The organism is Methylobacterium sp. TK26 (assembly GCF_055361565.1).
The window spans coordinates 395796-420123 of record NZ_CM143965.1; the positions used below are offsets into that span (position 1 = coordinate 395796).

18 protein-coding genes, 1 tRNA gene and 1 pseudogene are annotated in these 24328 nt (G+C 68.6%); 8 read left to right on the forward strand and 12 right to left on the reverse strand.

The genetic code is table 11. From position 1 onward, the window contains the following. Window position 1: 1 nt before the first annotated feature. Window positions 2-871 carry a flagellar motor stator protein MotA gene (gene motA / locus ACXJ1Y_RS01980; protein ID WP_463848514.1) on the reverse strand — a complete coding sequence of 290 codons (870 nt, stop codon included), beginning with the start codon at window positions 869-871 and terminating at the stop codon, window positions 2-4. A gap of 174 nt (window positions 872-1045) precedes the next feature. Between motA and ACXJ1Y_RS01985 the strand changes: the two genes are divergently transcribed. Together ACXJ1Y_RS01985 and ACXJ1Y_RS01990 are read left to right on the forward strand one after the other, a co-directional pair. Then, on the forward strand, window positions 1046-2161 hold the full coding sequence (locus ACXJ1Y_RS01985) for a sensor histidine kinase (RefSeq protein ID WP_463848515.1): 1116 nt from the start codon (window positions 1046-1048) through the stop codon (window positions 2159-2161). Then, entirely contained in the window at window positions 2158-2616 is a 459-nt protein-coding gene (locus tag ACXJ1Y_RS01990; RefSeq protein ID WP_463848516.1) for a response regulator, read from the forward strand. The genes ACXJ1Y_RS01985 and ACXJ1Y_RS01990 overlap by 4 nt, the downstream gene beginning before the upstream one ends. Here ACXJ1Y_RS01990 and ACXJ1Y_RS01995 read toward each other — a convergent pair. Both ACXJ1Y_RS01995 and ACXJ1Y_RS02000 read right to left on the reverse strand, forming a co-directional pair. Further along, complete coding sequence (locus tag ACXJ1Y_RS01995; RefSeq protein ID WP_463848517.1) at window positions 2609-2887, reverse strand: hypothetical protein; 279 nt, start codon at window positions 2885-2887, stop codon at window positions 2609-2611. The two genes, ACXJ1Y_RS01990 and ACXJ1Y_RS01995, sit on opposite strands and share 8 nt — an antisense overlap. Continuing rightward, window positions 2884-5181 carry an FdhF/YdeP family oxidoreductase gene (locus ACXJ1Y_RS02000; protein ID WP_463848518.1) on the reverse strand — a complete coding sequence of 766 codons (2298 nt, stop codon included), beginning with the start codon at window positions 5179-5181 and terminating at the stop codon, window positions 2884-2886. The genes ACXJ1Y_RS01995 and ACXJ1Y_RS02000 overlap by 4 nt, the downstream gene beginning before the upstream one ends. A gap of 186 nt (window positions 5182-5367) precedes the next feature. On the opposite strand from ACXJ1Y_RS02000, the gene ACXJ1Y_RS02005 reads away from it, so the two are divergent. From ACXJ1Y_RS02005 to ACXJ1Y_RS02020, 4 genes are all read left to right on the forward strand, one after another. After that, a complete protein-coding gene (locus ACXJ1Y_RS02005) occupies window positions 5368-6336 on the forward strand; it encodes a TIGR03885 family FMN-dependent LLM class oxidoreductase (RefSeq protein ID WP_463848519.1) in 969 nt (322 codons plus the stop codon). Between the two features lie 74 nt (window positions 6337-6410). Beyond that, a complete protein-coding gene (locus ACXJ1Y_RS02010; RefSeq protein WP_463848520.1) occupies window positions 6411-6590 on the forward strand; it encodes a hypothetical protein in 180 nt (59 codons plus the stop codon). A 275-nt stretch (window positions 6591-6865) separates the two neighbouring features. After that, window positions 6866-9250, forward strand: a complete 2385-nt coding sequence (locus ACXJ1Y_RS02015; RefSeq protein WP_463848521.1) for a hybrid sensor histidine kinase/response regulator — start codon at window positions 6866-6868, stop codon at window positions 9248-9250. A gap of 134 nt (window positions 9251-9384) precedes the next feature. Beyond that, the gene (locus ACXJ1Y_RS02020) at window positions 9385-10071 is read left to right on the forward strand and encodes a LuxR C-terminal-related transcriptional regulator (RefSeq protein ID WP_463848522.1); all 687 of its coding nucleotides are present in this window, start codon (window positions 9385-9387) and stop codon (window positions 10069-10071) included. Window positions 10072-10115: 44 nt separating this feature from the next. On the opposite strand, the gene ACXJ1Y_RS02025 is transcribed toward ACXJ1Y_RS02020, so the two are convergent. Together ACXJ1Y_RS02025 and ACXJ1Y_RS02030 are read right to left on the reverse strand one after the other, a co-directional pair. Continuing rightward, window positions 10116-10919, reverse strand: a complete 804-nt coding sequence (locus ACXJ1Y_RS02025; protein WP_463848523.1) for an HlyD family type I secretion periplasmic adaptor subunit — start codon at window positions 10917-10919, stop codon at window positions 10116-10118. A gap of 93 nt (window positions 10920-11012) precedes the next feature. After that, window positions 11013-11493, reverse strand: a pseudogene (locus ACXJ1Y_RS02030) (ATP-binding cassette domain-containing protein); the annotation flags it as partial. A gap of 531 nt (window positions 11494-12024) precedes the next feature. Here ACXJ1Y_RS02030 and ACXJ1Y_RS02035 point away from each other — a divergent pair. Beyond that, a complete protein-coding gene (locus ACXJ1Y_RS02035) occupies window positions 12025-15828 on the forward strand; it encodes a PAS domain S-box protein (protein ID WP_463848524.1) in 3804 nt (1267 codons plus the stop codon). 64 nt (window positions 15829-15892) lie between these two features. Here the strand turns inward: ACXJ1Y_RS02035 and ACXJ1Y_RS02040 are convergent. From ACXJ1Y_RS02040 to ACXJ1Y_RS02065, 6 genes are all read right to left on the reverse strand, one after another. Then, a tRNA-Ile gene (locus tag ACXJ1Y_RS02040) sits at window positions 15893-15968 on the reverse strand. Between the two features lie 201 nt (window positions 15969-16169). After that, a complete protein-coding gene (locus tag ACXJ1Y_RS02045; protein ID WP_463848525.1) occupies window positions 16170-16382 on the reverse strand; it encodes a hypothetical protein in 213 nt (70 codons plus the stop codon). A gap of 456 nt (window positions 16383-16838) precedes the next feature. Beyond that, window positions 16839-17294, reverse strand: a complete 456-nt coding sequence (locus ACXJ1Y_RS02050) for a hypothetical protein (RefSeq protein WP_463848526.1) — start codon at window positions 17292-17294, stop codon at window positions 16839-16841. Window positions 17295-17470: 176 nt separating this feature from the next. After that, window positions 17471-18274 carry a BLUF domain-containing protein gene (locus ACXJ1Y_RS02055; protein ID WP_463848527.1) on the reverse strand — a complete coding sequence of 268 codons (804 nt, stop codon included), beginning with the start codon at window positions 18272-18274 and terminating at the stop codon, window positions 17471-17473. Beyond that, a complete protein-coding gene (locus tag ACXJ1Y_RS02060) occupies window positions 18271-20001 on the reverse strand; it encodes a putative bifunctional diguanylate cyclase/phosphodiesterase (RefSeq protein WP_463848528.1) in 1731 nt (576 codons plus the stop codon). Before ACXJ1Y_RS02060 ends, ACXJ1Y_RS02055 begins: the two co-directional genes overlap by 4 nt. Window positions 20002-20277: 276 nt before the next feature. After that, complete coding sequence (locus tag ACXJ1Y_RS02065) at window positions 20278-20547, reverse strand: GCG_CRPN prefix-to-repeats domain-containing protein (RefSeq protein ID WP_463848529.1); 270 nt, start codon at window positions 20545-20547, stop codon at window positions 20278-20280. 376 nt (window positions 20548-20923) lie between these two features. Here ACXJ1Y_RS02065 and ACXJ1Y_RS02070 point away from each other — a divergent pair, with 376 nt between their 5' ends. Beyond that, window positions 20924-22078: a PepSY-associated TM helix domain-containing protein gene (locus tag ACXJ1Y_RS02070; RefSeq protein WP_463848530.1), complete on the forward strand. Its 1155-nt coding sequence runs from the start codon at window positions 20924-20926 to the stop codon at window positions 22076-22078. A gap of 6 nt (window positions 22079-22084) precedes the next feature. On the opposite strand, the gene ACXJ1Y_RS02075 is transcribed toward ACXJ1Y_RS02070, so the two are convergent. Then, a complete protein-coding gene (locus tag ACXJ1Y_RS02075; RefSeq protein ID WP_463848531.1) occupies window positions 22085-24238 on the reverse strand; it encodes a TonB-dependent receptor in 2154 nt (717 codons plus the stop codon). Window positions 24239-24328: the final 90 nt, after the last annotated feature.

Consider the following 24328-nt stretch of genomic DNA (forward strand, 5'->3'; position numbering starts at 1 on the left):
CTCAGGCGGCCTCGGCGCGGGCGCCCGGCACGGTGGCGGCCTCGACCTCGTCGATGGTGGGCCGGTCCGCCGAGGCGATGCCCTTGCGGCCGTGCTCGATGGCGATCTGCGGCAGCGCGCCGTTCATGTAGGCGATGAGGCTCTGCTTCGCGATCGTGTAGACGGAGGTCTGCTTCTCGCGCACGCCCTTGATCTTCATGGCCAGCGGCGCGAGCACCCCATAGGAGGCGAACACGCCGAAGAAGGTGCCGACCAGCGCCGCGCCGATCAGGCCGCCGAGGATCTGGGGCGACTGGTCGAGGGCGCCCATGGCCTTCACGATGCCGAGGACGGCGACCACGATGCCGAGGGCCGGGAGGGCTTCGGCCACGGTGTTGATGGCGTTGTAGGGCTTGAGGGCGGCCTTCTTCTGCGTGCCGATCTCCTCCTCCATCAGCGACTCGATCTCGTGCGAGCGGGCGCCGCCGATGAGGATGAGCCGGCAATAGTCGCAGATGAACATCACCAGATCCTGGTTCTTGGTGACGTCGGGATAGTTCTTGAAGATCTCGGAATTGGCCGGATCGTCGAAATGGGTCTCGACCTCGTTGCGCGGCTTGGTCTTCAACTCGCGCAGCAGGGCGTGGAGCAGGCCGAGCAGGGACAGGTAATCCTTGCGCTTCGGCGCCGTGTCGAGGACCGCCTCCATGGTGGCCTTCCCGGAATCGATGACCGTCTTCATCGGGTTGGCCATGACGAGGCCGCCGATGGCCATGCCGCCGATGATGACGAACTCCCAGGGTTGCCAGATGACGATCAGGTGCCCGCCCATGGCGACGAACCCGCCGAGCATGCAGCCGATCGCGATGAGCAGCCCGATCCCGATCCCCATAGCGTCCGGCCCTCCCGATGCGCCCTCATGGCGCCGCCGTGGCAGGCAGGACTAATCGGCCTCGCTTGCACGAGGCTGTGAGGCCCGGTTCCCCGGCGGGACAGGGGAACCGGCCCCAGCCTTGGGCATTGCACAACTCAGGCTTTCAGAAGAGATGTGTGAAGGGTTGTGCTCGTGCCGAATTCCCGGCAACCGCTACAGTCTGAACCCGCCGCGATCAGGCCGCTGCCGACGCTGCGCCATGCGGGCCAGCTGTTTGAGACCGAGCGCCGGCTCAACGCGGTCCTCAACAACGCCTCGGTGTCCATCTTCCTGATGGATGACCGCCAGCATTGCATCTACATGAACCGCGCCGCCGAAGAATTGACTGGCTGGACGCTGGACGAGGTGCTGGCGCGGGATTGCCCCCTGCACGACATCGTCCACCACACCTATCCCGACGGGCGTCCGTTCCCGCTGCACGAATGCGCCATCGACCGCGCCTTCCCGGAGAACAACCAGGAGCGCGGCGAGGAGGTGTTCGTCCACCGCGACGGGCATTTTTACCCGGTTGGGTTCACGGCGAGCCCGATCCGCGACGATTCCGCCAACATCATCGGCACGATCATCGAGGTGCGGAACATCAGCGACGAGAAGGCCGCCGCCGAGCGCCAGCGCCTGCTGATCAACGAGTTGAACCACCGGGTGAAGAACACCCTCGCGACGGTGCAATCCATCGCCGCGCAGACCTTCCGGGGCCGCACCGACCTCGCCGTGCGCGCCGTGTTCGACGCGCGCATGACCGCCCTCTCCACCGCCCACAACGTGCTGGTCGAGGACAATTGGGAGAGCGCCAGCTTGGTCAGCGTGATCGAGCGGTCGCTTGCCCCCCACCTTCTGGCGGAGGTCGACGTTAACCGCTTCCAGCTAGACGGCCCGGATGCACGGCTTCACCCGAAAGTCGCGGTGACACTGGCGATGGCGCTGCACGAGCTGATGACGAACGCCGCCAAGTACGGCGCCCTCTCGACCGGCGAGGGCAAGGTCTCCGTCACCTGGGCGTTGTCGGACCTTGGCGGCGGGCAGCAGCAGCTCGACCTGACGTGGCAGGAGCAGGATGGACCGCCCGTCACGCCGCCCACACGGAAAGGGTTCGGCTCCCGGCTGATCGAGCGGCAATTGCCGCTGGAGTTCGACGGTAGCGCCGTCATCACCTACGCGCCGGCCGGCGTCGTGTGCGCCATGCGCATCCCGCTGACGCAACTGGGCTGGATCGGGCAGGAGACGGTCGAAGGGTCCCTGGCTTCATGACCATGCTGACCGGACGCCGGGTGCTGCTGGTCGAGGACGAGAGCCTCGTGGCCATGTTCGCCGAAGACATGCTCCTCGATCTCGGCTGCGAGGTCGTGATCGCGATGCGGCTCGAACAGGGCCTGACCCTCGCGCGCGACGAGGATTTCGATTTCGCGGTGCTGGACGTGAACCTCGGCAACACGCGCAGCTACCCGATCGCGGATCTGCTGTTCGAGCGCTGCATCCCGTTCCTGTTCGCCACGGGCTACGGGCGCCAGGGCCTGGAGGCCGCCTATCAGGCCGTGCCGGTGCTGCAGAAGCCCTATCAGGCGGACCCGCTGGAGCATCTGCTCACCCGCCTGCTCACCTGCGAGGCTCCGGCGCACAAGGGCGCCTCATCCGTGCCGTCGACCTGCCGGTGCCAGCCCGCCGAATTGGAGCAGGGCCGCTTCCGGGCCGATCCGATCAGGTAGGGGTCGGCGCGGCCGCGCGATAGCGCGTCCGCTGCGTGCGCCCGTCGCGATCCGTGACAGCGACGTGGCCGGATTCCTCCAACTCCGAGAGGGCGCGCAGGACGAGGGCGTGCTCCACCGCGAAGGTGCGGGCGAAGGCGCGGCTGTCCCCCGGCAAGCCGAGGGCCAGGGCGGCGAGCAGCCCCGCTTCGAGCGGGGGCAGTTCGGGGTGGGCCACCGTCACTCGGCCGAGGGCGGCGACGAACGCCGCCTCGTCCAGGACTTCGCTCACGCCGCCGCGCGCGGCTGAAGGGTCACGAGGACCGATTTGGAGGTCGGCGTGTCGCTCTTCTCGCCGAACGTCGAGAGCGGCACGAGCACGTTCAACTCCGGGTAGTAGCCCGCCAGCGAACCGCGCGGCATGTCGAAGGGCACGAGGCGGAAATCCTCCGCCCGGCGCGTGATGCCATCATCATGCGTCCCGAGGATGTCGACGCGCTCGCCGAGCCGGTCGCGGATCTCCGCGAGGTCGTCGGGATGGGCGAAGATCACCCGGCGCTCGCCATACACGCCCCGGTAGCGGTCATCGAGACCGTAGATCGTCGTGTTGTACTGGTCGTGGCTGCGGAAGGTCTGCAGCACGAACGTGTCCCGCGTCTTCGTCGCAGCCTGATGCTCCGTCTCGGCAGGCAGAGGCACGGCCGCGAAGTTGGCGCGTCCGGTGCCGGTGTCGAAGACCCGCTCGGCGGCAAGGTTGCGCAGCATGAAGCCGCGCGGCTTGCGCACCCGCGCGTTGTACCCGGTGAACCCGGGAATCGTCGCGGCGATGGCCTCGCGGATCCGGTCGTAATCGGCGGCGAAGCCCGCCCAGTCGATGGCGGCGGACCCCACGGTCGCCTGCGCCATGCCGGCGATGATGCCGATCTCGGAGCGCAGTTCCTTCGAGGCCGGCTTGTTGATGCCGCCGGAGCCGTGGACCATGCTCATCGAATCCTCGACGGTCACGATCTGGATCTTGCCCTCGGCGTTCCGGTCGATCTCCGTGCGGCCGAGGCAGGGCAGCAGGTAGCCGACTGCGCCGGGCACGAGATGGGCGTGGTTGAGCTTCGTGGCGATGTGCACGGTGAGCCGGCACGAGGCCAGCGCCTTGGCCACCACCGGCGTATCCGGCGTCGCCCGCAGGAAGTTGCCGCCGAGCCCGATGAAGGCCTTCGACGTGCCGTCGCGCATCGCGCGGATGGCGGCGAGCACGTTGTGCCCGTGCCGGCGCGGCATCGGCAGGCCGAAATGCTGTTCCTGCGAGTCGAGGAAGGCGTCGGCGGGGCGCTCGTTGATGCCCACCGTCCGGTCGCCCTGCACGTTGGAATGGCCGCGCACCGGGCAGAGGCCCGCGCCCGGACGGCCGATATGGCCGCGCAGGAACAGGAGGTTGGCGATCTCCCGGATGGTCGCCACCGAATGCCGGTGCTGGGTCACGCCCATCGCCCAGGTGGCGATGACGCGCTGCGCCCCGAGATAGACCTCCGCCATCGCGTCGATCTCGTCCCGGGTCAGGCCGGACTGGTCGAGGATCGCCTCCCAGGAGGTCGCCTCGACGGCGGCGCGATAGGCGTCGAGGCCGGCCGTGTGGTGTTCGAGGAAGGCGCGGTCGAGGATCGACGGGCGGCCCGCCGCCCGGGCCTCGGCATCGCGGGCGAACACGATCTTGGCGATGCCCCGGAAGGCGGCCATGTCGCCGCCGGAGCGCGGCTGGAGGTAGTGGCTGGCGATGGGCTGGCTCGCGCCGCGCAGCATCTCGACGGTGTTCTGCGGGTCGGCGAAGCGCTCGAGCCCACGCTCGCGCACCGGGTTCAGCACCACGACCTTCGCGCCGCGCTCGGCCGCCCGGCGCAGGTCGCCGAGCATGCGCGGATGGTTGGTGCCGGGGTTCTGCCCGACGCAGAAGATCGCGTCCGCCTTCTCGAAATCCTCGAGGAGCACGGTGCCCTTGCCGACGCCGATCGCGTCGATCAGGGCGACCCCGCTCGCCTCGTGGCACATGTTTGAACAATCGGGGAAGTTGTTGGTCCCGTAGGCGCGGGCGAACAACTGGTAGAGGTAGGCGGCCTCGTTCGAGGCGCGGCCGGACGTGTAGAACTCGGCCTGATCGGGGGAATCGAGCCCGCGCAGGCTCTCGCCGATCTCCGCGAACGCCGTCTCCCAGCTCACCGGCAGGTAGCGGTCGCTCGCCGCGTCGTAGCGCATCGGGTGGGTCAGGCGGCCCTGGCCTTCCAAGGCATAGTCGCTCCAGCCCCGCAGCTCGGTGAGCGTGTGGCGGGCGAAGAAGGACGGCTTCGTGCGCTTGTCGGTGGCCTCCCATGAGACCGCCTTCACGCCGTTCTCGCAGAACTCGAACGACGAACCGTGCTCCGGGTCGCCCCAGGCGCAGCCTGGACAATCGAACCCATCGGGCTGGTTGGCCTTCAGCAGGGCACGGGCTCCCGTCAGCGGCGCACGGCTGCCGAACAGGTGCTTGCCGCAGCTCTTCAGCGCACCCCACCCGCCAGCGGCCGATGAGCGCTTGGAAGACCCTTCAGACTGGGCCATGAACCATCCTGATTGGCTGACACGAGCAATCTCGCAGACGCGAGATAATCTTGCACAGGCTCACGTCACAATGGCGGGCGCGCGCAGGCCCCTCATGCACAGAACACAGGCTAAGCTCCCGCTTCGCAAAGTCTTTCTAAACTGAACCGCGTTCGCGGGCGCTCGAATGATCAGGAGATCACCACCGTGACACGGATCGGTTACCACGTCTCGCACGAGCAGCATGCTCCCTCGGCGCTGCTGCGGGACGTCCAGGCGGCCGAGGCGGCGGGCTTCACCTGCGCCATGTCCTCCGAGCATTTCCGCCCCTGGAGCGTGAAGCAGGGTCACGCGGGCCACGCGTGGTCCTGGCTCGGCGCCGCCCTCGCGACGACGCGCCTGCCGTTCGGGATCATCACCGCGCCGGGCTACCGCCACCACCCGGCGGTGCTGGCGCAATCGGCCGCGACCTTGTCCGAGATGTTCCCGGAGCGCCTCTGGCTCGCCCTCGGCTCCGGCCAGCGCCTCAACGAGGACGTCACCGGCCTGCCCTGGCCGGACAAGGCCGAGCGCACGGCCCGGCTGGCCGAATGCGCCGCCGTGATCCGCGCGCTGTTCGAGGGCGAGACCGTCACCCACCGGGGGCGCGTCACCGTCATCGACGCGAAGCTGTACTCCCGGCCGGAGCGCCCACCCCTGCTGATCGCCGGCGCGGTGACGCCGGAGACCGCCCGCCAGGTCGCCACCTGGGCGGACGGACTCGTCACCGTGGGCATCGACCCGGCCAAGCTGCGCCCGGTCTTCGAGGCGTTCCGCGAGGGCGGCGGCGCGGGCAAGCCGATCTTCATGCAGACGAAGGTGTGCTGGGATCCCGACCCCGCCAAGGCGCTCGCGCAGGCCCACGCCCAATGGGCGAGCAACATGCTCGAAGGCGACGCGAACTGGGACCTGCGAAGGCCGGAGGATTTCGACACGGCCTCGCGCTTCGTGCGGCCCGAGGACGTGCCGGGCTACGTGCGGGTCTCGGAGGATTTCGGGCGCCACGCCGCGTGGCTCGCCGAACTCATGGAGTTGGGCCCGGCCGAAATCATCGTCCATCAGGTCGCCGGCGACCAGACCGCCTTCGTAGAGGCGTTCGGCCGGCATGTCCTGCCGGCCCTCGGCCACGCGGGATGATCAAGGAACGACTGCACAGGCCTTCGGTTGTTCAGTCATACCGGAATGACCCGGCAGAAAGATTTGAGCACGCCATGATCAGCCGTACCCTTCAATCGTCGGTCCTCGCGCTCGCCGTTCTCGCCGGCACGGTCGGGATGGCCGCCGCGCAGAGCACGCCGAACGGCAACACCTCGACGTCGGGTGCCGCCGCCGGTTCGGGCAGCACCGGCAACGGCGCCACCGGCAGCGGCGCGGCCCCCAGCGGCAAGTGACGGCGGCGGGGCCGCCCTCAAGTGGCCCCGTACACCCAGGCGGCGATCCGCCGCCTCGACAAGACCAGCCTCGGGCTGAGTCTTGTCGAGCCATGATGCACGGGCATCGCAGACTTCGATGGCCTGGGGACTGACCTTCGCGGAAACACCGCCTATAAAGGATTGGCGTGCCACTCATTGACCGACTTGGTCGGAAAGATCACACGATCTCCGATCATCCCAAGCCGGTCGACTGCTTCGCCAGACGGTCCGGTCGCTGACGCGAGGTCGTCTCGATGCGGTTGCGGACGCTCCTTGCCCTCGTCTTTGCCGGTGGGGCGCTGCTCCTCACCGTCGCCGCCACGCTCGTCGTGTCCCAGTTCATCGCCCAGCGGGTGCAGATCCGCGCCGAGGCGCACACGGCGGAACTCGCGGAACACCTGCGCCAGATCATCGACGCGAACATCACCGAGCGCCTCGGCGACATGACCGTGCTGTCGTCCGTGGCCCGGACCAACGCGACCACGCCCGAGGCCCGCCGCACCTGGGTCGATGCCCTGCGCGAGAGCTATCCCGCCTATGCCTGGATCGGCTTCGCCGACAGCAGCGGCATCGTCCTCGCGAGCAGCGGGGGCATGCTGGAGGGCGAGAGCGTCGCGGCGCGTCCGTGGTTCCAGCAGGGCATCCAGGCCCCGACCGTCATCGACATCCACGAAGCGAAGCTGCTCGCCACCCGCCTGCCGGCGCTGCCCTACGGCGAGCCGCACCGCTTCGTGGACGTTGCCATGCCGTTCCGCGACGCGTCGGGGGCGAAGGTCGGTGTCGTCGGCGGCCATCTGAGCGTCAGCTGGATGCGGGAGATGAGCCAGGCGGCCATCGCCACGGCGCTGAAGCGGGAGCCGAGCGTCGAGGTGATGATCCTCGCCGGCGACGGGACGGTCGTCCTCGGCCCCGGCGATCAGACCGGCCGCCGGATCGACACCGATCTGCCGGCCCTCTCGGCGCTCGCCGCCGGGGCCGAACTGGCCAGCGCGCGGGGACGCTGGCCCGATGGCGGCGATTACTTCACCGGCGCGAGCCGTGGCCAGCCCTCTCTGCAAAAGCCGTCGCTGCCATGGACCATCCTGGTCCGGCAGCCGGTCGAGTTCGCGCGGTCGATCTCCGATCCGATCATCAACCGGCTGGTGCTTGGCGGCGTCGCCTTCGCGCTGCTGTTCGCGCTCCTCGGCTGGTGGGCCGCCGAGCGTCTGGCCGATCCCCTCCGCGCTCTCGCACGGTCGGCCGGCGTCATCGGCAACGCCCCCGCCCATGCCCGGCTGCCCAAACCACGCGGGTATCTCGAGATTTCCGAACTGACGCATGCGCTGACGAGGCTGCTCGCGCGCCTCAGCGAGCGCGACCGCGCCCTCGAACAGGCCAACGCGGACCTTGAGGTGCGCGTCGCCGCGCGGACGACGGAACTGGCCGAGGCCTGCGACCGGGCCGAGGCGGCGCAGTCCCGCGCCGAGGCCGGCGAGCGCGCCAAGAGCGACTTCCTCGCCACGATGAGCCACGAGGTGCGCACGCCCCTCAACGCCATCGTCGGCTTCGGCGACCTCCTGCGCGACGATGCGAGCCTCACCCCGGAGCAGCGGCGCTGCATCGATCAGATGCGGGTTGGCTGCGAGGTCCTGACCACGGTGGTCAACGACATCCTGGATTATGCCCGCATCGAAGCGGATGGCGTCACCCTGGAAGCCACCCCCTTCTCGCCCTTCGGCCTCGTGGAGGAAACCGTGGCGCTGGTCGCCGGCGCGGCCGAGCGCAAGGGCCTCGCCCTGGTGATGGAGGGCGATGCGGCAGGCGATCACGCCGTCATCGGCGACAAGACCCGCCTGCGGCAGGTTCTGCTCAACCTAGTCAACAACGCGGTGAAGTTCACGCAGGCCGGCTCCGTCACCACCACGATCACGCAGACGGCGACGCCGGAGGGCATCGCGCTGCGCGTCACCGTGCGCGACACCGGCATCGGCATTCCCGAGGACGCCCAGGCCCGGCTCTTCGCCCGCTTCGTCCAGGCCGACAGCAGCACGACGCGGCGGTTCGGCGGCACGGGATTGGGCCTCGCCATCGCCAAGGGCCTCATCGAGGCGATGGGCGGTACCATAGGCCTGGAAAGCCGCGACGGCGAAGGCTCGACCTTCTGGTTCGAACTCGTCCTGCCCGCAGCACCGGCCGAGCAGCGGCGGCCCGACCCGCCATCGCCCAGCGCCTCGGTTCCCCCATCGGGAGCATCGAAGGCGCGGCCGGCGCATCTCCTTCTCGTGGAGGATGGCGCGATCAACCGCGAGATCGCGCAGATGGTGCTGGTGGCCATGGGCTACCGGGTCTCCACCGCCTGCGACGGACAGGAGGCCGTCGCCCTGGTCGAGGCCGAGCCCTTCGACCTGATCCTGATGGATATCGAGATGCCGGTGATGGACGGCATCACCGCGACGCGCCTGATCCGTGGCTTTCGCAGCGAAATCCGCGACGTGCCGATCCTTGCCATGACCGCGCATGTCCTGCCGGAACAGGTCCGCGCCCTGATCGCCGCCGGCCTGGACGACCATGTCGGCAAGCCCTTCGACCGGACCCATCTGCAGACCCTGATCGAACGCCACCTCGCCCGGGCCCGCGAGCGGGCGATGTCGGCGGCGTGACGGGGACGGATCGAGCGTATAAGCTAACTTATACTAAACATAGAAAACATTGGTCCGGATGTCAGAGTTGCGGGTGGCACTATATAAGAGGATCTATAGAATCGGCACCGAGCTGGGGCGTCAAAACCATGTCGATGACAGAGCGGACTGGGGGCGAGGCCGTCGTCGCTGACGACGATCCGTTCTTTCGTCTCGCCCTGGCGAGCGTGCTGACCGATCATTTCGGCATTGCGCATGTGCATCAGGCCGCCTCGTACGACGACGCCCTGGAAATCCTGGCGGAGAGGCCGGCAGTCCGCCTCGCCCTGTTCGACCTCGCCATGCCCGGCATGGGAGGCCCCGCGAATCTCGCCGCCGTCCGGGAATGCCATCCGGACGTGATCACCATCGTGGTATCGGGCTCCGTCCGGCGCGAGGATGTCTTCCTCTCCCTGCGGGCCGGCGTCCACGGCTTCGTGCCCAAGGGCACGAGCGTCGAGGCCCTGGTCAAGGCCCTGCGCATGATTCTCGACGGCTTCGTCTTCGTCCCCTCCTTCATCACGCGGATCGAGGCGGTGCCCGCGAATGGATCGGGGGGCCATGCGGCCGGGCGCGAGACCGGCGGAAGCTCCGTCGGGACGCTGACGCTCCGGCAGCGTCAGGTGCTCGACCTGATCGTGGCGGGCCGGTCCAACAAGGAGATCGCCCGCTCGCTCTCGCTGGGCGAGGGGACGGTGAAGATCCACGTGACGGCGGTGCTGCGGACGCTCGGCGTGCCGAATCGCTCCGCGGCGGCGGCCTGGGCGGCGGTGAACAGGGCGTCCTCCCTACGGGCGACCTGAACGGGATCGCCCCCCGTCGCGATCCGTTCGGGCCGGCGACGGCTTCAGTTCTCGTTGAATGCCCGCGCGACCTGATCCTGCAACGGCTTGATCAGGTAGGACATCGCCGTGCGGGACGACGTCTGGAAATGGACCTCGGCCGGCATGCCGGGGAGGAGGGTGAAGCTCTTGCGCTTCATCGCTCCGGTCTCGGCGATGGCGATCCGCGCCACGTAGAACGAGGGGCCCGCCTGCCCGGCGGGATTGTCGCCCTCCTTGCGGACGTCGGCGGAGACGCGCGTCACCCGGCCCTCGATCTCGGGCGTCGTGCGCTGGTTGAAGGCCGGGAAGCGGATGAAGGCGATCTGGCCGGCTTTGACATGATCGATGTCCTGCGGCGCGACCTTCGCCTCCACCACGAGCATGTCGTTGTCCGGGACGATCAGCATCATCGGCTCGGAGGGTGAGATCACGCCGCCGACGGTGTGGATGACCGATTGATGCACGAAGCCGCTCATCGGCGCCCGGATGTCGATGCGCTTGAGCGTGTCCTCGGCGGAAATCCGCCGTTCCATCAGCTCCGCGATCTTCCCCTCGGTCTCGCGCAGATCCTTGGCGACCTCGGTCTTCATGTCCTGATCGACCTGGAGGATCTGCAATTCGGTCTCGGCGATCTTGCCCTTGGATTGCGCGATCGAGGCGATGATCTGCGCGCGCTCTCCGGCGATCCGCGTCGCCTCGCGGCGCAACTGGGTCATCTTGGAGGCGGGAACCAGCTTCTGCGTCTCCAGCGGGGCGAGGTCGTCGCGCTCGGCCATCAGCCTCGCCTGCCGCATGGCCATTTCGTCCAATTGGTTGACGATGACCATCAGGTTCGCCCGCGTGACCGTCTCGTCGAGCCGGACAAGGACGAGGATCGTCGCGAAGCCGATGATCGTGTCGCGCCGGATCGTGTCGGCCTAGACCGCTGGCTCGCCCTCGGCCTCGAGGTTCGAGTTCGGCTCGTCGAGGATTACGAGGAACGGGTTGCCGTAGAGGGCGCGGGCGAGGCCGATCCGCTGGCACTGGCCCGCTGAGAGGGTATGCCCGTCCGCGCCGATGGGGGTGCTGAAGCCCTGCGTGAGGTGGAACACGAGGTCGTGCACGCCCGCCTCGTGCGCGGCCTCCAGGATCGCGTCGGGGTAGGCGTCCGGATCGAAGCGCGCGATATTCTACGCCACGGTGCCGTCGAACAGCTCGACATCCTGCGGCAGGTAGCCGACCGTCGAGCCGCCCGGTCGGCCATTGGTCGAGGGACGCCTAATCGATCCGGATGCAGCCCTGGCCCTGCGCCTGCCAGATCCCGGCGAGCCCCCGCGCCAGGGTCGACTTGCCGGAGGCGCTCGGCCCGATGATGCCGAGCCCCTGTCCCGCTTCGAGGGAGAAGGACACGTTGCGCAGGATGGGCTACGGCACGCTCGCGCCACCGTGTCATCTCGGACAGAAGGCCGAGGCTATTTGGTTCCACACCCCATGCGGCCTATGCCGCGCCGAACGGACGCGTCGCCCCGTCCCGTCCAATGAATGGAAACCGGACGACCGACCGTTCCACAGCGTTCCCCGCACCCGGTCTTAAGGAACCAGTTTCGCGCTTGTCGGGCAGCCCGGACGGCGCTCGCCCCTTACCGTGGCAGATAATGTTTCAGAAGTCTCGCGGACACTCGGCCGGATGGCCTAGTCCATATCGACAGTGAACGCTTTCGCGAGTAATCATAACTACCGCCCCCGATCACTTAATATCCTGACCGTGAATAGTGTTTAAAGTACGCAGGCATGAAAGAAATGCTTGATGGCGGGGGCACGGCGCGCATCTGCTGGCGGCAAATTCGCCGCCGCCGCCTCAACCGCAGGGCGAATCGCTATGGAGATCACGCGACCATCGATTGAGAAAACCAGCCGGAACCGGGCGACGCTCGCGCCCGGAGGATCGCGGCGGTGACGGCGCTCCGGCCCCTGCGGATGCTCGGCGATGAAATCCGCGGCCCGCGCGGCGCCCGCAACGCCATGCTGATCACCGTTGCCGTCCTCCTCATCGGGCTGGGTCTCACCGCCTGCGTGGCGAGGTTGACCCGGTTGCGCAACGACCATCTGGTCGAGGCGCGATACGGCCACATGCTGGACGACGCGATCACCGCCATCGAGGGGCGGATGGCGCTCTACGAGAAGGCGCTGCGCGGGTTGCGCGGGGCGATTGCCGCCGTCGGCGTCGATGTCGTCACCGGCGAGGCGTTCCATCGCTACGTCGAGACACGGGATCTCAACGCCGAGTTCCCGGGCATGAGGGGGTACGGGTTCATCCGGCGCTCGGCCCGGAGGGCCGAGGCGGGCATCCTCGACAGGGCGCGGGCGGATTGCGATCCGGACGTCACCCTGTGCCAATCGCCCCCGCAGGACGGCGGCCGCTACGTCGTGGAGTTCGTGGCCCCGGTCGACCGCAATGCGGCGGCCCTCGGCTTCGACGTCGCGTCCGAGGCGCATCGGCGCGTGGCCGCCGACCTGTCCATGGAGACGGGGCAGGCGACCCTGACGGCGCCGATCACCCTCGTCCAGACACCCGGCCTCGACGGTCGCGGGTTTCTGCTGCTCCTTCCGGTCGTCAGGCCCGGCGCCCCGACCGACACGCCGGAGGACCGTCGCTCCGCCACGATCGGGTGGACCTACGCCGCGCTGGTGATCGACGAGATCCTGGCGGGGGTGAACCTCGCCGAGGCCAACCTCATCGTCGGCATCCGCGATGAGGGGTCGGGCGCCGCCGAGTTCTACGCGTCCAAGGATACGGACGAGACGGAGCCGGCGGCGTCCCGGACGCGGGTGCTGCGCGTCTATGGACGGGAATGGATCGTCACCACGCGGGCGAAGCCCGCCCTCGTCGCGGAACTCGGCCTTCCCAGCCCCGCGCACGCGGCCCTCGTCGTCGCCGCGCTGTCGGGGCTCCTCGCGGCCCTCACCGCCATGAGCGCGTCCAGCCAGCGCACGCAACTGGCGGCGGCCGCCGAGAACAGCCGGCTGGCCGCCATCGTCGCGAGCGCGCAGGACGCCATCATCGGCAAGACGCTCGACGGGATCATCACCGACTTCAACCCGGCGGCGGAGTGGCTGATCGGCTACTCGGCGGCGGAGGCCGTGGGACGAAGGGCGGCCGATCTGATGATCCCCGACGAATTCCGCGTCGAGGAGCAATGGTGCCTGATGCGGGCGGGGCGGGGGGAGGCGACGCCGCCCCATGCCTCGTGGCGCAAGAGGCGCGATGGCAGCCTGTTCCCCGTGCAGGTGAGCATGGCGCCCATCCGTTCGCGGGAGGGGCAGGTCGTGGGTGCCGCGACGGTCATCCGCGACAGCACCGAGCAGGTGGCCGCCAACGAGCGCATCCGGGCCCTCAACGCCACGCTCGAAGGCCAGGTGACGGAGCGCACCGCCGCCCTCCAGGCCAGTTCCGCCCTGCAGCGCGCGGTGATCGCCAATGCCGGCAACTCCGTCATCGCGACGGATCTCGACGGGACGATCACGCTGTTCAACCCGGCCGCCGAGCGGCTGCTGGGCTACCGGGCCGAGGATGTCGTCGGCCGAGTGTCGCCCGCGATCTTCCACGATCCCGACGAGATCGCCCGCCGCGCCGAGAGCCTCTCCGCCGAGATCGGCCGGCCCGTCGCGCCAAGCATCGACGTGTTCATCGCCCGGCCGAGGCTCGGGCGGGTGGAGACCGCCGAGTGGACCTACCTCACGAAGTCGGGCGATCGCCGGCCGGTGCTGCTCACCATTAACATCCTCCACTCCGACGAGGGGCGCGAACTCGGCTATCTCGGCATCGCCATCGACCTGAGCGAGCGCTACCGGCACCAGGCCGAGATGCGGGCGGCCGAGGCCGGCACATGGAGCTACGACGTGGCGACGGGCCGTGCCCTGTTCTCCGCCGAGTGCGCACGCCAGCACGGCTTGCCCGATCGCGAGGTCGAACTCGATGTCGAGCGCGAGTGGACGCCCCTCGCCCATCCGGACGACGTGCCCCACGTCCTGGACGGTCTCGCCCGCGCCGTCGCGCGCGGCGGCAGCTACACGACCGACTTCAGGGTGCCGCTGCCGGACGGCACCGTTCGCTGGATCAATGCGCGGGGGCGCGTCGAGCGGGGCGCCGACGGCCGCGCTTTGCGGGTCATGGGCCTCACCCTGGACACCACCGCGCGCAAGGAGGCCGAGATCGCCCTCTCGCTGGCGAAGGCCGAGGCCGAGCGGGCGAACCGGGCCAAGACGGATTTCCTGGCCACGATGAGCCACGAGATCCGCACGCCGCTCAACGCGGTCATCGGCTTCACCGACCTGATGCTCGCCTCCGGCCGGCTCGATCCCGGCACGCGGCGTCAGGCGAATCTGGTGCGCTCCTCGGGCTCGGCCCTGCTCACCGTGGTCAACGACATCCTCGACTTCTCGAAGGTCGAGGCCGGCGCGGTGGAGCTGAGCGAGCGCCCCTTCGCCCTGCACACCCTTCTAGAGAATTGCGTCGCCATCGTCCGGGTGGCCGCCGACGCGAAGGATCTGGACCTGCGGTTGCGGCTCGATCCCGCGCTGCCGCGATGGGTGCGGGGCGACGAGAACCGCCTGCGGCAGGCGCTCCTCAACCTGCTCAACAACGCGGTGAAGTTCACGGCGGCCGGCTCGGTGGCGCTCGACGTCGCGCCGTGCCACGGGCCCTTGGGCGACGACGTGAGGATGCAGGTCATCGACACCGGGATCGGCATCCCGGCGGACAAGATCGACCGGCTGTTCCGCAACTTCAGTCAGGTCGACGGCTCGATCCAGCGCGATTACGGCGGCACGGGGCTCGGCCTCGCCATCTGCCAGCGGCTCATCGGCCTCATGGGCGGCACGGTGGAGGTCTCCTCCGAGGCCGGCATCGGATCGACCTTCGCCTTCACGATCCGCCTGCCGGAGACCGCCCCCGAGGACGGCGCATCGCCCATCCCGCCGGCCAGGCCGGACGGCCGGGGGCGCATTCTCCTCGTCGACGATTCGGGCGTGAACCGCGAGCTCGCCGAAGCCGTGCTGACCGGCGCCGGGCATTCCGTGCGCACCGTCGCCGACGGACAGGCGGCGGTCGAAGCGGTGAAGGCAGGGGGCTTCGACCTCGTGCTGATGGACGTCCAGATGCCGGGCCTGGACGGAATGGCGGCCACGCGCGCGATCCGCGCACTGGAGACGGCGGTGGCCGCGATCCCGGTGATCGCGATGACGGCCAACGTCCTCCCCGAGCAGGTCGAGGCGTACCGCGCGGCGGGGATGGACGGCCATCTCGGGAAGCCCTTCGACCACGACACGCTGCTGGATGCCGTCGCGCGCCGGCTACCGACCGCCGAGGGGACACCACATCCCGGCTTCGACGGGACCGCGTACCGCGAGACCAAACGGGCGCTGTCTCCCGCGCGCCTGCGCGAGGTGCTGGGGATCTTCACGACGGAGCTCGACGCGAGCTTCCGGACAGACCCCGGCGACCCGGATGCCCGAAAAGAGCATCGGCACCAGGCCCACACGCTGTGCGCCTCCTCGGCGATGCTCGGCTTCACCACCCTGTCAGTCGCCTGCCGCGCGGTCGAGGAGTTCAATGAAGCGCAGATCGACCGGGAGGGCGTCGACGCCTACGCGGCGGTGCTTGCGACGGCGCAAGATCTAGCCATGGAGGCGCGGGCGACGGTCGGTGATCTGTTTTGCGAAGCGCGGACGGAACAGAGCGTTGGCGACACGGCCTAAACGCTGCGCCGTAGAGACTACGATTCGGGTGGGCGTCTAAATCGGACGCTTCCGAAGGAGGGAATGGTGGGCCCGGTAGGACTCGAACCTACAACCAGACCGTTATGAGCGGTCGGCTCTAACCATTGAGCTACAGGCCCAAGCTATTCATAAAGAACAGCTATTCGGCTTCTGCATCCTCTCAGCGCTTGCGCGGCAAACCGTCACGACGACAGAAGCGTCCGATTCACTAGCCGTCGGGGCAGGGAGGAGCAAGGGGTTGCGCCCCCTGTCGAAGCCGGGGGCGCTCACTCTCGCGGACGAACCGGAATGATCCGATGTCGCGCTAAGGCAGAGGCCCGTCAGCGATGCTGATTTTGCCTGCGCATCCGGGCTTCGCTGGCAAGCTTCTCGGTGCGCAAGTCTGAGATGTGCTTCTGGCTCGCTTCCTTCTGAATCCGAAGCTCGCTCACCTCTTTCTCGGACCGCAGCTTCGCGACGCGCGCCTCACTGGCGGCTTTCTCCGAACGCAAGCGGGCCACTCGCGCCTCGCTGGCCTGCTTCTCGGCGCTCAACCTCTCCGCCCGATTCTCACTGGCGGCTCTGCCATCCTGAGCATGGCTCACGGACTGTCCCATCGCGGAAACGACGGCAGCCGCCAGGACATACTTGGCGAAAGTCAGCTTTGTCCGGGTCGAAACATTCATATCGGCCACTTTCCCCTTACAGCACACATCTCAAACCTGGGATCTGTGTAGATTAAGGGCTAATTGCCAATTGTGTCGGCGTGAGGCTCGGCGGACGCGTGAACGCCCGCACTCACGGAGTTGTGCGGGCGGGGCGTCACGTCTGCAAGCGGATCTCGCGGACGAGCACCTGACCGTCGGCGAGCACCGTCTCGGGCCTGATCTCCTTGCCGTCGGGGAGTTTCGTGACCGGCTTGATCGTTGTCGTGGACAGGCCTTTCTCCGAAAAAAAGGTAGCAGAAGGCAGATTGCTCCTTGCTCTCTCACCGTAAGAGATTGGACGAGTTAGATTCGGAAAACACCGATTTCGCGATCGCCGCGCCACACGATCTCGACGGCAAACATCTCTGCGGTTGATGGAATTTGCAGGACGAACTGATCCGGGACGCCGGTGAGGCTAGCGAGATGAAGGAGCGCACCGCTCTCGGAACGGTTCCTCACCTTACAATCGAGGACGCCGCCGTTCGGAAGCACGATCTTGCCGGCCTGCAGGACTTTTCGAAACCGCGTTTCCGAACGCCGATCGGACGAGGGTCCTTCCGCCGCCGTGGGCCTTCGCGGATCGGGGGATTTCGCCTCGCCGCGTTCGTCCGGCCTGGCAACACCCTCGGTGCGGCCGACGAGGATGCGCGCGAGGTCATGCAGATCGAGATTGTCCGCGGCGAGCGCCCGGCGGATGGCCCTGGCAGCCCCGGCGACTTCGCCGTCCTGATCGCTCGCGAGCAACGGCAGCAGCTTCACGAGTTTACGAGTCGATTCCGACGAAAGCACTGTGGCTCCCTACCGTTCTTTTGCTTGCCTCCACTTCTGATAGCGGCCGGTTTTAAGGGCGTTAATAGGTCAAACCGGCTTGCCTTGAGGGTTGATAGACTCTTCAAATTTCTGGTTATTTTTACAATCCGTTGTCGATTTGGTGCTCACGCCACGGCGCGCTCGTCCTCCTGCACGGCGTCGTCACCGTCGGCGTCCTCGCACAGGGCCGTCGCCAGCACACGGGAGCGGTAGCGCCAGAGGTCGCGCTGCTCGCGCAGGTGATCGAGCCGGCCTTCGGCCTCCGCCAGGGCGACGCGCAGGGCGTCGAGTTCGCGGCGCAGCGCCGTCGTGCGGGTGCGCTCCTCCGCCAGGGCCGCCTTCAGGATGGCGATGGCGGCGGCATCGCCCGCGATCCGCATAGGGTTGGGGTTGGAGTTGGGCTCGGGCGCGGGCATGACCTGCGGGCGGGGGAGCGGGGCGATCTCCTCGCGCAGGCGGGCGGTGTCGAGGGCAGGCGGGGCGGGGGGCGGGGCGGCCATGCCCTCTTCCTCCAGGACGAGACCGTGCAGCATGGAGAAGACCTCGTCACCGTCGAGGCGGCGCAGGTCGAAGCCGCTCTCGGTGGCAAGGCGGCTCCAGGCAGCCTGTCCGCCGGTCGAGCGGCCGACGAAGGCCATCGACCATTCCGAGAAGCTACGCTCTGTCACCGGGCGGCATTCGAGCACCGTCACGTCGCCGTGGCGCAGGTCGCGCTGGATGCGCTCGAACGTGTCCTCGACGCCCTTCTGCGGGCCTTCCAGCACCTGGGCGAAGGCGCCGTCGTTGAACATCAGCGCCCCCGTCACCCCGACGCGGGGATTGTTGCGGCGTGAGGCGTCGAGGATCGTCTCCACGGCCGCCCGGGCCTCCGGCTCCGAGCCGTTGAGCAGGTTCTTGCTGGCGTAGACGAGGCGGTAGAGGTCGCTCATGGGTGAACTTCCGGGGCGTACGGGCTGTCGTTCGGATCGCGGGGCAGCAGGCGCAACAGGTCGTCGAGGGGCACCGGCCGGCTGATGAGATAGCCCTGCACGTCGGTGCAGCCCTCGGCCTGGATGCGGCGCATCTGCTCCTCGGTCTCCACCCCTTCCGCCACCGTCGTCATGCCGAGGCTGCGGCCGAGTCCGGCGATGGCGCGGATGATCGCGTCGCCATCCGGCGCGGTGGCGATGTCCTTCACGAAGGAGCGGTCGATCTTGATCTTGTCGAAGGGGAAGCTGCGCAGGTAGCTCAAGCTGGAATAGCCCGTGCCGAAATCGTCCATGGAGACGCGCACGCCGAGCTTGCGCAGCCGGTGCAGCGTGTCGAGCGTGTGCTCGTTGTTCTGCAGCAGCACGCCCTCGGTGATCTCGATCTCCAGGCGGCGCGGGGGCAGGCCCGACGTGGCGAGGGCGGAGACGATCATGTCCACCAGCCGCTCGCTCTTGAACTGCGCGGGCGAGACGTTCACCGCCACGGACACCGAAGCCGGCCACAGGGCCGCGTCCCGGCAGGCCTGCCGCACCACCCATTCGCCGATCGGGACGATCAGGCCGACCTCCTCCGCCAGCGGGATGAAATCCGCCGGGGAGACTGTCCCGCGCTCGGGATGCTTCCAGCGCAGCAGCGCCTCGCAGCCGGTGACGCTCTGGTTCTTCAGGTTCAATTGCGGCTGGTAGTGCAGCACGAATTCCCGCCGGGCGAGGGCCTGCCGGATATCGAGTTCCAGCCGGCGGCGGGCCTGCATCCGCACGTCCATCTCCGGCTCGAAGAACCGGAACGTGCCGCGCCCGTCGAGCTTGGCGCGGTAGAGGGCGAGGTCGGCATGCTTGAGCAGCCGCTCGGCGTCGGTGCCGTCCTTGGGCGCGAGGGCCGCGCCGACGCTGACGCCGATCGTCAGCAACTGCCCGTCGATGATGTAGGTACGGCCGATCAGGTCCACGAGCCGCCGGGCGAGGATCGTCACGTCCTCCTGCCGCGCGGCGCCGGCCTGGATCACCACGAACTCGTCGCCGCCGATCCGCGCCACCGTGTCGGCGCTGCGCACGGCCGAGCGCAGGCGGTCGGCCACCTTTTCCAGCAGCGCGTCGCCCACGGCATGGCCGAGGGTGTCGTTGATCGGCTTGAACCGGTCGAGGTCGAGGAGGAGCACGGCGCAGGGCTCGCCGTAGCGGTTCAGACGGTCGAGGGAGGCGCTGAGGCGCTCGCGCAGCATCAGCCGGTTGGCGAGGCCGGTGAGCGGATCGATCCGCGCCAGCTCGGCCGAGTTCGCCTCCTTCGCGCGGACCTCGGTCATGTCCTCCAGGGCGACGGTCCAGCCCTCGTCCATGGGGTGGATGCGTAGCGCGATGGTGCGCCCGGCCGTCACCGCCTCGAAGGCTTGCGGGCCTTCCTCCGTGCGGGCGCGGCGCAGCATCGCGAAGCCGTCGCGCAGGCCGGAGCCGGTGATCGCCGCCAGGATGCGCAGCAGGTGCCGCCCGGAGGAGCCGGCGGTCGCGGTGAAACCGAGGCCCGTCAGGATGGCGCGGGCGGGGGCGGTGGCGAGGACGACGCGGCCCCGCCGGTCGATGGCGATCACCCCCTGGTCGAGCCCGTCGAAATAGGAGGCGAACCGGCGCACGGGGTCGGCCTCGACGGCGGGGTTCGTGGCGACGACGCGGAGCGGTTGGGAGGCGGGCATCGGGGACCGATCGGGCGTGACGGCACGCCGGGACGCACCGCTTCACGACCAGAAGGACAGGCAAGCGTCACCAATTCGTGACCAAACGGGGGAAGTCGGTGCAACGACTGCAAGAATTGGCCGCGGCACCTGCCCGCAATGTCTTATGTTTGCCTACGGCCACGCGGTTTGCCGTTCGCCGGCAAGGAAAGCGCTCCGCGCCACGCCCTATCGGCCGCGCCGCCTCGCGAGAGACGGCACGACCGGCGCACGGGGCGGTGATGGCCGCCTCAGGCGTTACCAGCGGCGCCAGCCGTGGTGCCAGCCACCGCGCCAGCCGACATGGCGGTGCCAGCCCCAGTGGCGATGCCAGCCGTAATGGCGACGCCATCCATAGCCGTAGGCCGGACGGAACGCGTAGGGGCGGTAGAAGCCGTTCGGACGGCAAAAGCCGTAGACATTGCGGTGGAAGCCGAGGCCGCACCCATCGCGGGCTTCCGCGCTCCCCGCCGTGGCGGTGATGGTGCCGAGCGCGAGAAGGGCCGCGCCAATCAACTTCATTCGCATGGAAGTCTTCCTCCTTCGTAAGGGCCTATAAACACCGGATGCTGAAGGAGAGTTGCAACTGTGCTTTGAAGGTTGTGTATCAATTTGTTTCAAGCGGCGAGTAGCCTGACATCTTTGTTCGGAGACTGTAGACGCGCCTCGCGAGCGCCCGAAAAGCTTGGGCGCCCCGCCACCGACCCGCGCGCTCGTTCGGCGCAGCATTCAGCGTCCTCGACGATCTGAACGAGGCGAAAAGCTACATTAGATCTCTTATAATCAAGCAAAGTTCGGGCGCTCTACGCTCGCAATGCTTGCGCGCGGCGCTTGATCGGGCCTGCGTCATCACCTACCCGGTGCGACATGCTGCCGTCCCGGCGGACAGCCCGGAGCCCTTTCGATGCCGAGCCCCCGCGCGATCCTCTTCCGCCTGCACTGGGCGCTCGGCCTCACGGCCGGGCTGATCCTGGCGGTGATGGGCGCGACCGGCGCACTCCTCAGCTACGAGGAGGCTCTTACCGAATGGGCGAACCATGATCGCCTAACGGTCGCGACGCGGGAGGCGCCGCCGCTCGCCCTGTCGGATCTCACGACGCGCATTGAGGCGCAGAGGCCCGGCCAGCGCGTCGCGCGGCTGACCCTGCAGGACGACCCAACCGCCAGCGCCACCATCCGCTTCGCCCGCGATCCGGCGACGCGACAGCGGCCGGGCTCGGTCTTCGCCGACCCCTATGACGGCGCGTTGCTCGGGCCGGTGCGGGGCGAGGCCCTGTTCGACACGGCGCTCGCCCTCCACCGCTTCCTGCTCCTGCCCGGCGAGGGCAACGGGTGGGGACGGCAGATCACGGGCGCCTGCGCCATCGCCCTCCTCGTGTTCCTCGTCACGGGGATCGTGCTGCGCTGGCCGCAGGTGCACCGCCTCAGGATCTGGCTGCGCCCGAGCCTGTCCCGGCCGGGGCGGGCGCGGTGGTGGTCGCTGCACGCGGTGGCCGGGACATGGCTGCTGCCGGTCTACCTGATCATCGCCCTGTCCGGGCTCACATGGTCCTATGGCTGGTTCAAGGACGGGGCGAACGCCCTGCTCGTCGGCGGGGCCAAGCCGGCCGCGATGGGCAAGCGCCCCAAGGCCGCGCCGGAGGGGCCGCCCTCCCTCGATGCGGTCTGGGCCGCGTTCCACGAGGGCGAGGGGCGGAACGCCGCCCGCGCGCAGATCCTGCTGCCGGAGGAGGGGCGCCAGCCGATCCGCATCCGCTGGTTCTCCCGCGACGACGACCGGCCCGCCGCCCGCAACGAGGCGCGATACGAGGCCGCCACCGGCGCTCTCATTTCGGCCGAGCGCGCGGCCGATCAGCCGCTGGGCAAGCGGATCGCCGGCAACATGCTGGAAGTGCATCGCGGCCGTTTCTTCGGCGCAGGCTTCGCCCTGCTGTTCTGCCTCGCCGCCCTGGCGATGCCGGGCTTCGCGGCGACGGGAATCGCGCTCTACGTCCTGCGCCGCCGGGCCGCCGGGCGGCGGGCCGCGCGCAAGCCGCTGCTGCCCGCGCCCGCCGAGTGAGACGCGCTACAGCTTCACGCGGATCGCGGCGATGGCCGAGAACGGCGCCCCCGGCGTGTTGTTGAACTGGTTGAACGGCTGCTCGATGTAGCGCGCGTCCGTTAGGTTGCGCAGGTTGACCGAGAGACGCCAGCGCTCGTCGAAATCGTACCAGAGGGCGGCGTCCACGCGGGCATAGGCGCCGACCGAATAGCTGTTGTTCAAATCGCCGGTCCGCTGGCCGACATAGGTGACGCCCGCACCGAGGCCGAGGCCGCGCAGCCAGCCCTCGTGGAACTCGTAGGTCGTCCAGACGCTGCCGCTGAAGGTCGGCACGCCGGCGAGGCGGTTGCCGATGGCGAAGGTGGTGTCGCGGGTGATCTTCGCGTCGAGGAAGCCGACGCCGCCGATCACGTTCCAGCCCGGCAGGATCTCCCCCGCGAGATCCGCTTCGAACCCCTGCGATTGCTGCTGCCCGGTGATGACCGAGAAGCCGGTGTTCACCGGATCGGTGGCGGCGACGTTGTCGCGGGTGATGCGGAAGGCCGAGCCGGAGAGGGTCAGGGTCGGCAGGATGTCGATGCGGGTGCCGATCTCGACCTGCTCGCCGGTCTCCGGCGCGGGGTTGGCGACGTTCAGGACATTGGCCGTCTGCGGCGCGAACGAGGTGGCGTAGCTCGCGTAGAAGGTCAGCGGCTCGAACGGCCGGTAGATTAGGCCGACCCGGGGCGAGGCGCCGAACAGCTCCTGATCCGGCGGGATGGTCCGCGAGGCCGTGGTGCGGCTGAAATAGAACTGCGATCCGAGGTCGAATCGGGCGCCGATCACGAGCTGCAATTGCGGCGTGAGGGCGATCTGATCCTGCAAATAGAAGCCGAACAATTCGAGCTTCTGCTTCAGGTCCGATTGCAGGCTGAGGCGCACCGGGGAGACGTTGGTGAGGATCGGGTTCAGGAAGCTGGTCGAGGGCAGCACGCCCTGGAGCGAGTACGGGTGGCGGAACCCGTTCGTGTATTCGAAGCCGAAGAGCGCCGTGTGGCCGAGGCCGAACGTGTCGAACTTCAGCACCGCCTCGCTCTGGGTATCCACCGCCGCGAAGGTCGAATCGACCGTTGCTTCCCGGCGGGCGACCGTCGTGCCGGCGGCGTTCACCCCCGTGGCGCGGGACGCGAAGACGTGGAACACGCCCCATTGCCCGTTCACGATCTGGCGTAGGGTCAGGTTCTCGTTGACGTCGTGCTCGATGCGCAGCGTCGTGGAATTGACCTCGCCGTAATAGCGGGACCACGGCGTGCCGTAATACCGGCCGACATCGTCCAGCGGCACCCGTCCCCGAAAGGCGATGAGCCCCTCGTCGTACTGGCTGTGCTGCTTCGTGAACTCGGAGTTGAGGTAGACCCGCGTGTCGGGCGTCGGCGTCCAGCTGATCGCCGGGGCGATGAAGTACCTGGAATTGGTGTTGTCGCCGATGTTGCGGAAGGTCGGGTCTTCCTGCGCGGCGAAGCTGATCCGGCCGGCGAGGGTATCGGATTCGAGCAGCGCGCTCGACACGGAGCCCTGCACCCGGCGCAGGCCGAAGCCGCCGCCGAGCACCGAGAGTTCGCCAGAGGGCTCCAGCGTCGGGCGCCGCGTGACGATGTTGACGACGCCGCCGGGGTCGCCCCGGCCGAACAGCACCGAGGCCGGCCCCTTGATGACCTCCACCCGCTCGGCATTCGCGAGGTCGCGCTCGACCGGATAGAAGGCGATGGCCGGATTGATGAGCACGCCGTCGACGGCGAAGATCTGCGTGCTGAAGCCGCGGATGATGTAGTTCTGCGAGCGCCCCTGGACGGTGCTGCCCGGCACGACGTTGCTGACATTCGTCACCGCATCGGTGAGCCGCAGATCCTGCTGATCGCCGATCACCTGCCGGGGCACGACGTTGATGGTCTGCGGCGAGTCGCGCAAAGCCGTATCGGTCTTGGTGCTCGTGGCGGAGCGGGTGGCGCGGTAGCCGCTGACCGGGCCGGTGGCGCTCTCAGGGACGGGGCTGCCCTGGCCGACGACGCTCAGTTCCTCAAGGACGACCTCGCCCGGCATCGGTTGCGCCCGTACCGGGCCGAGGCTCGCCGCCGCCAGGGCGAGGCCGAGGGGAAGCCGGACCCGGGAGGGGGAACGGCGCTGACACGGGCGGGACATGGCTCATCGACTCGAAGCGGCGCGGCACGCGCGCCCTGTCGCCTCTTCTGCGGCCAAGCTTCTCGGATCAACTGAGTAACGGCGTTTAGT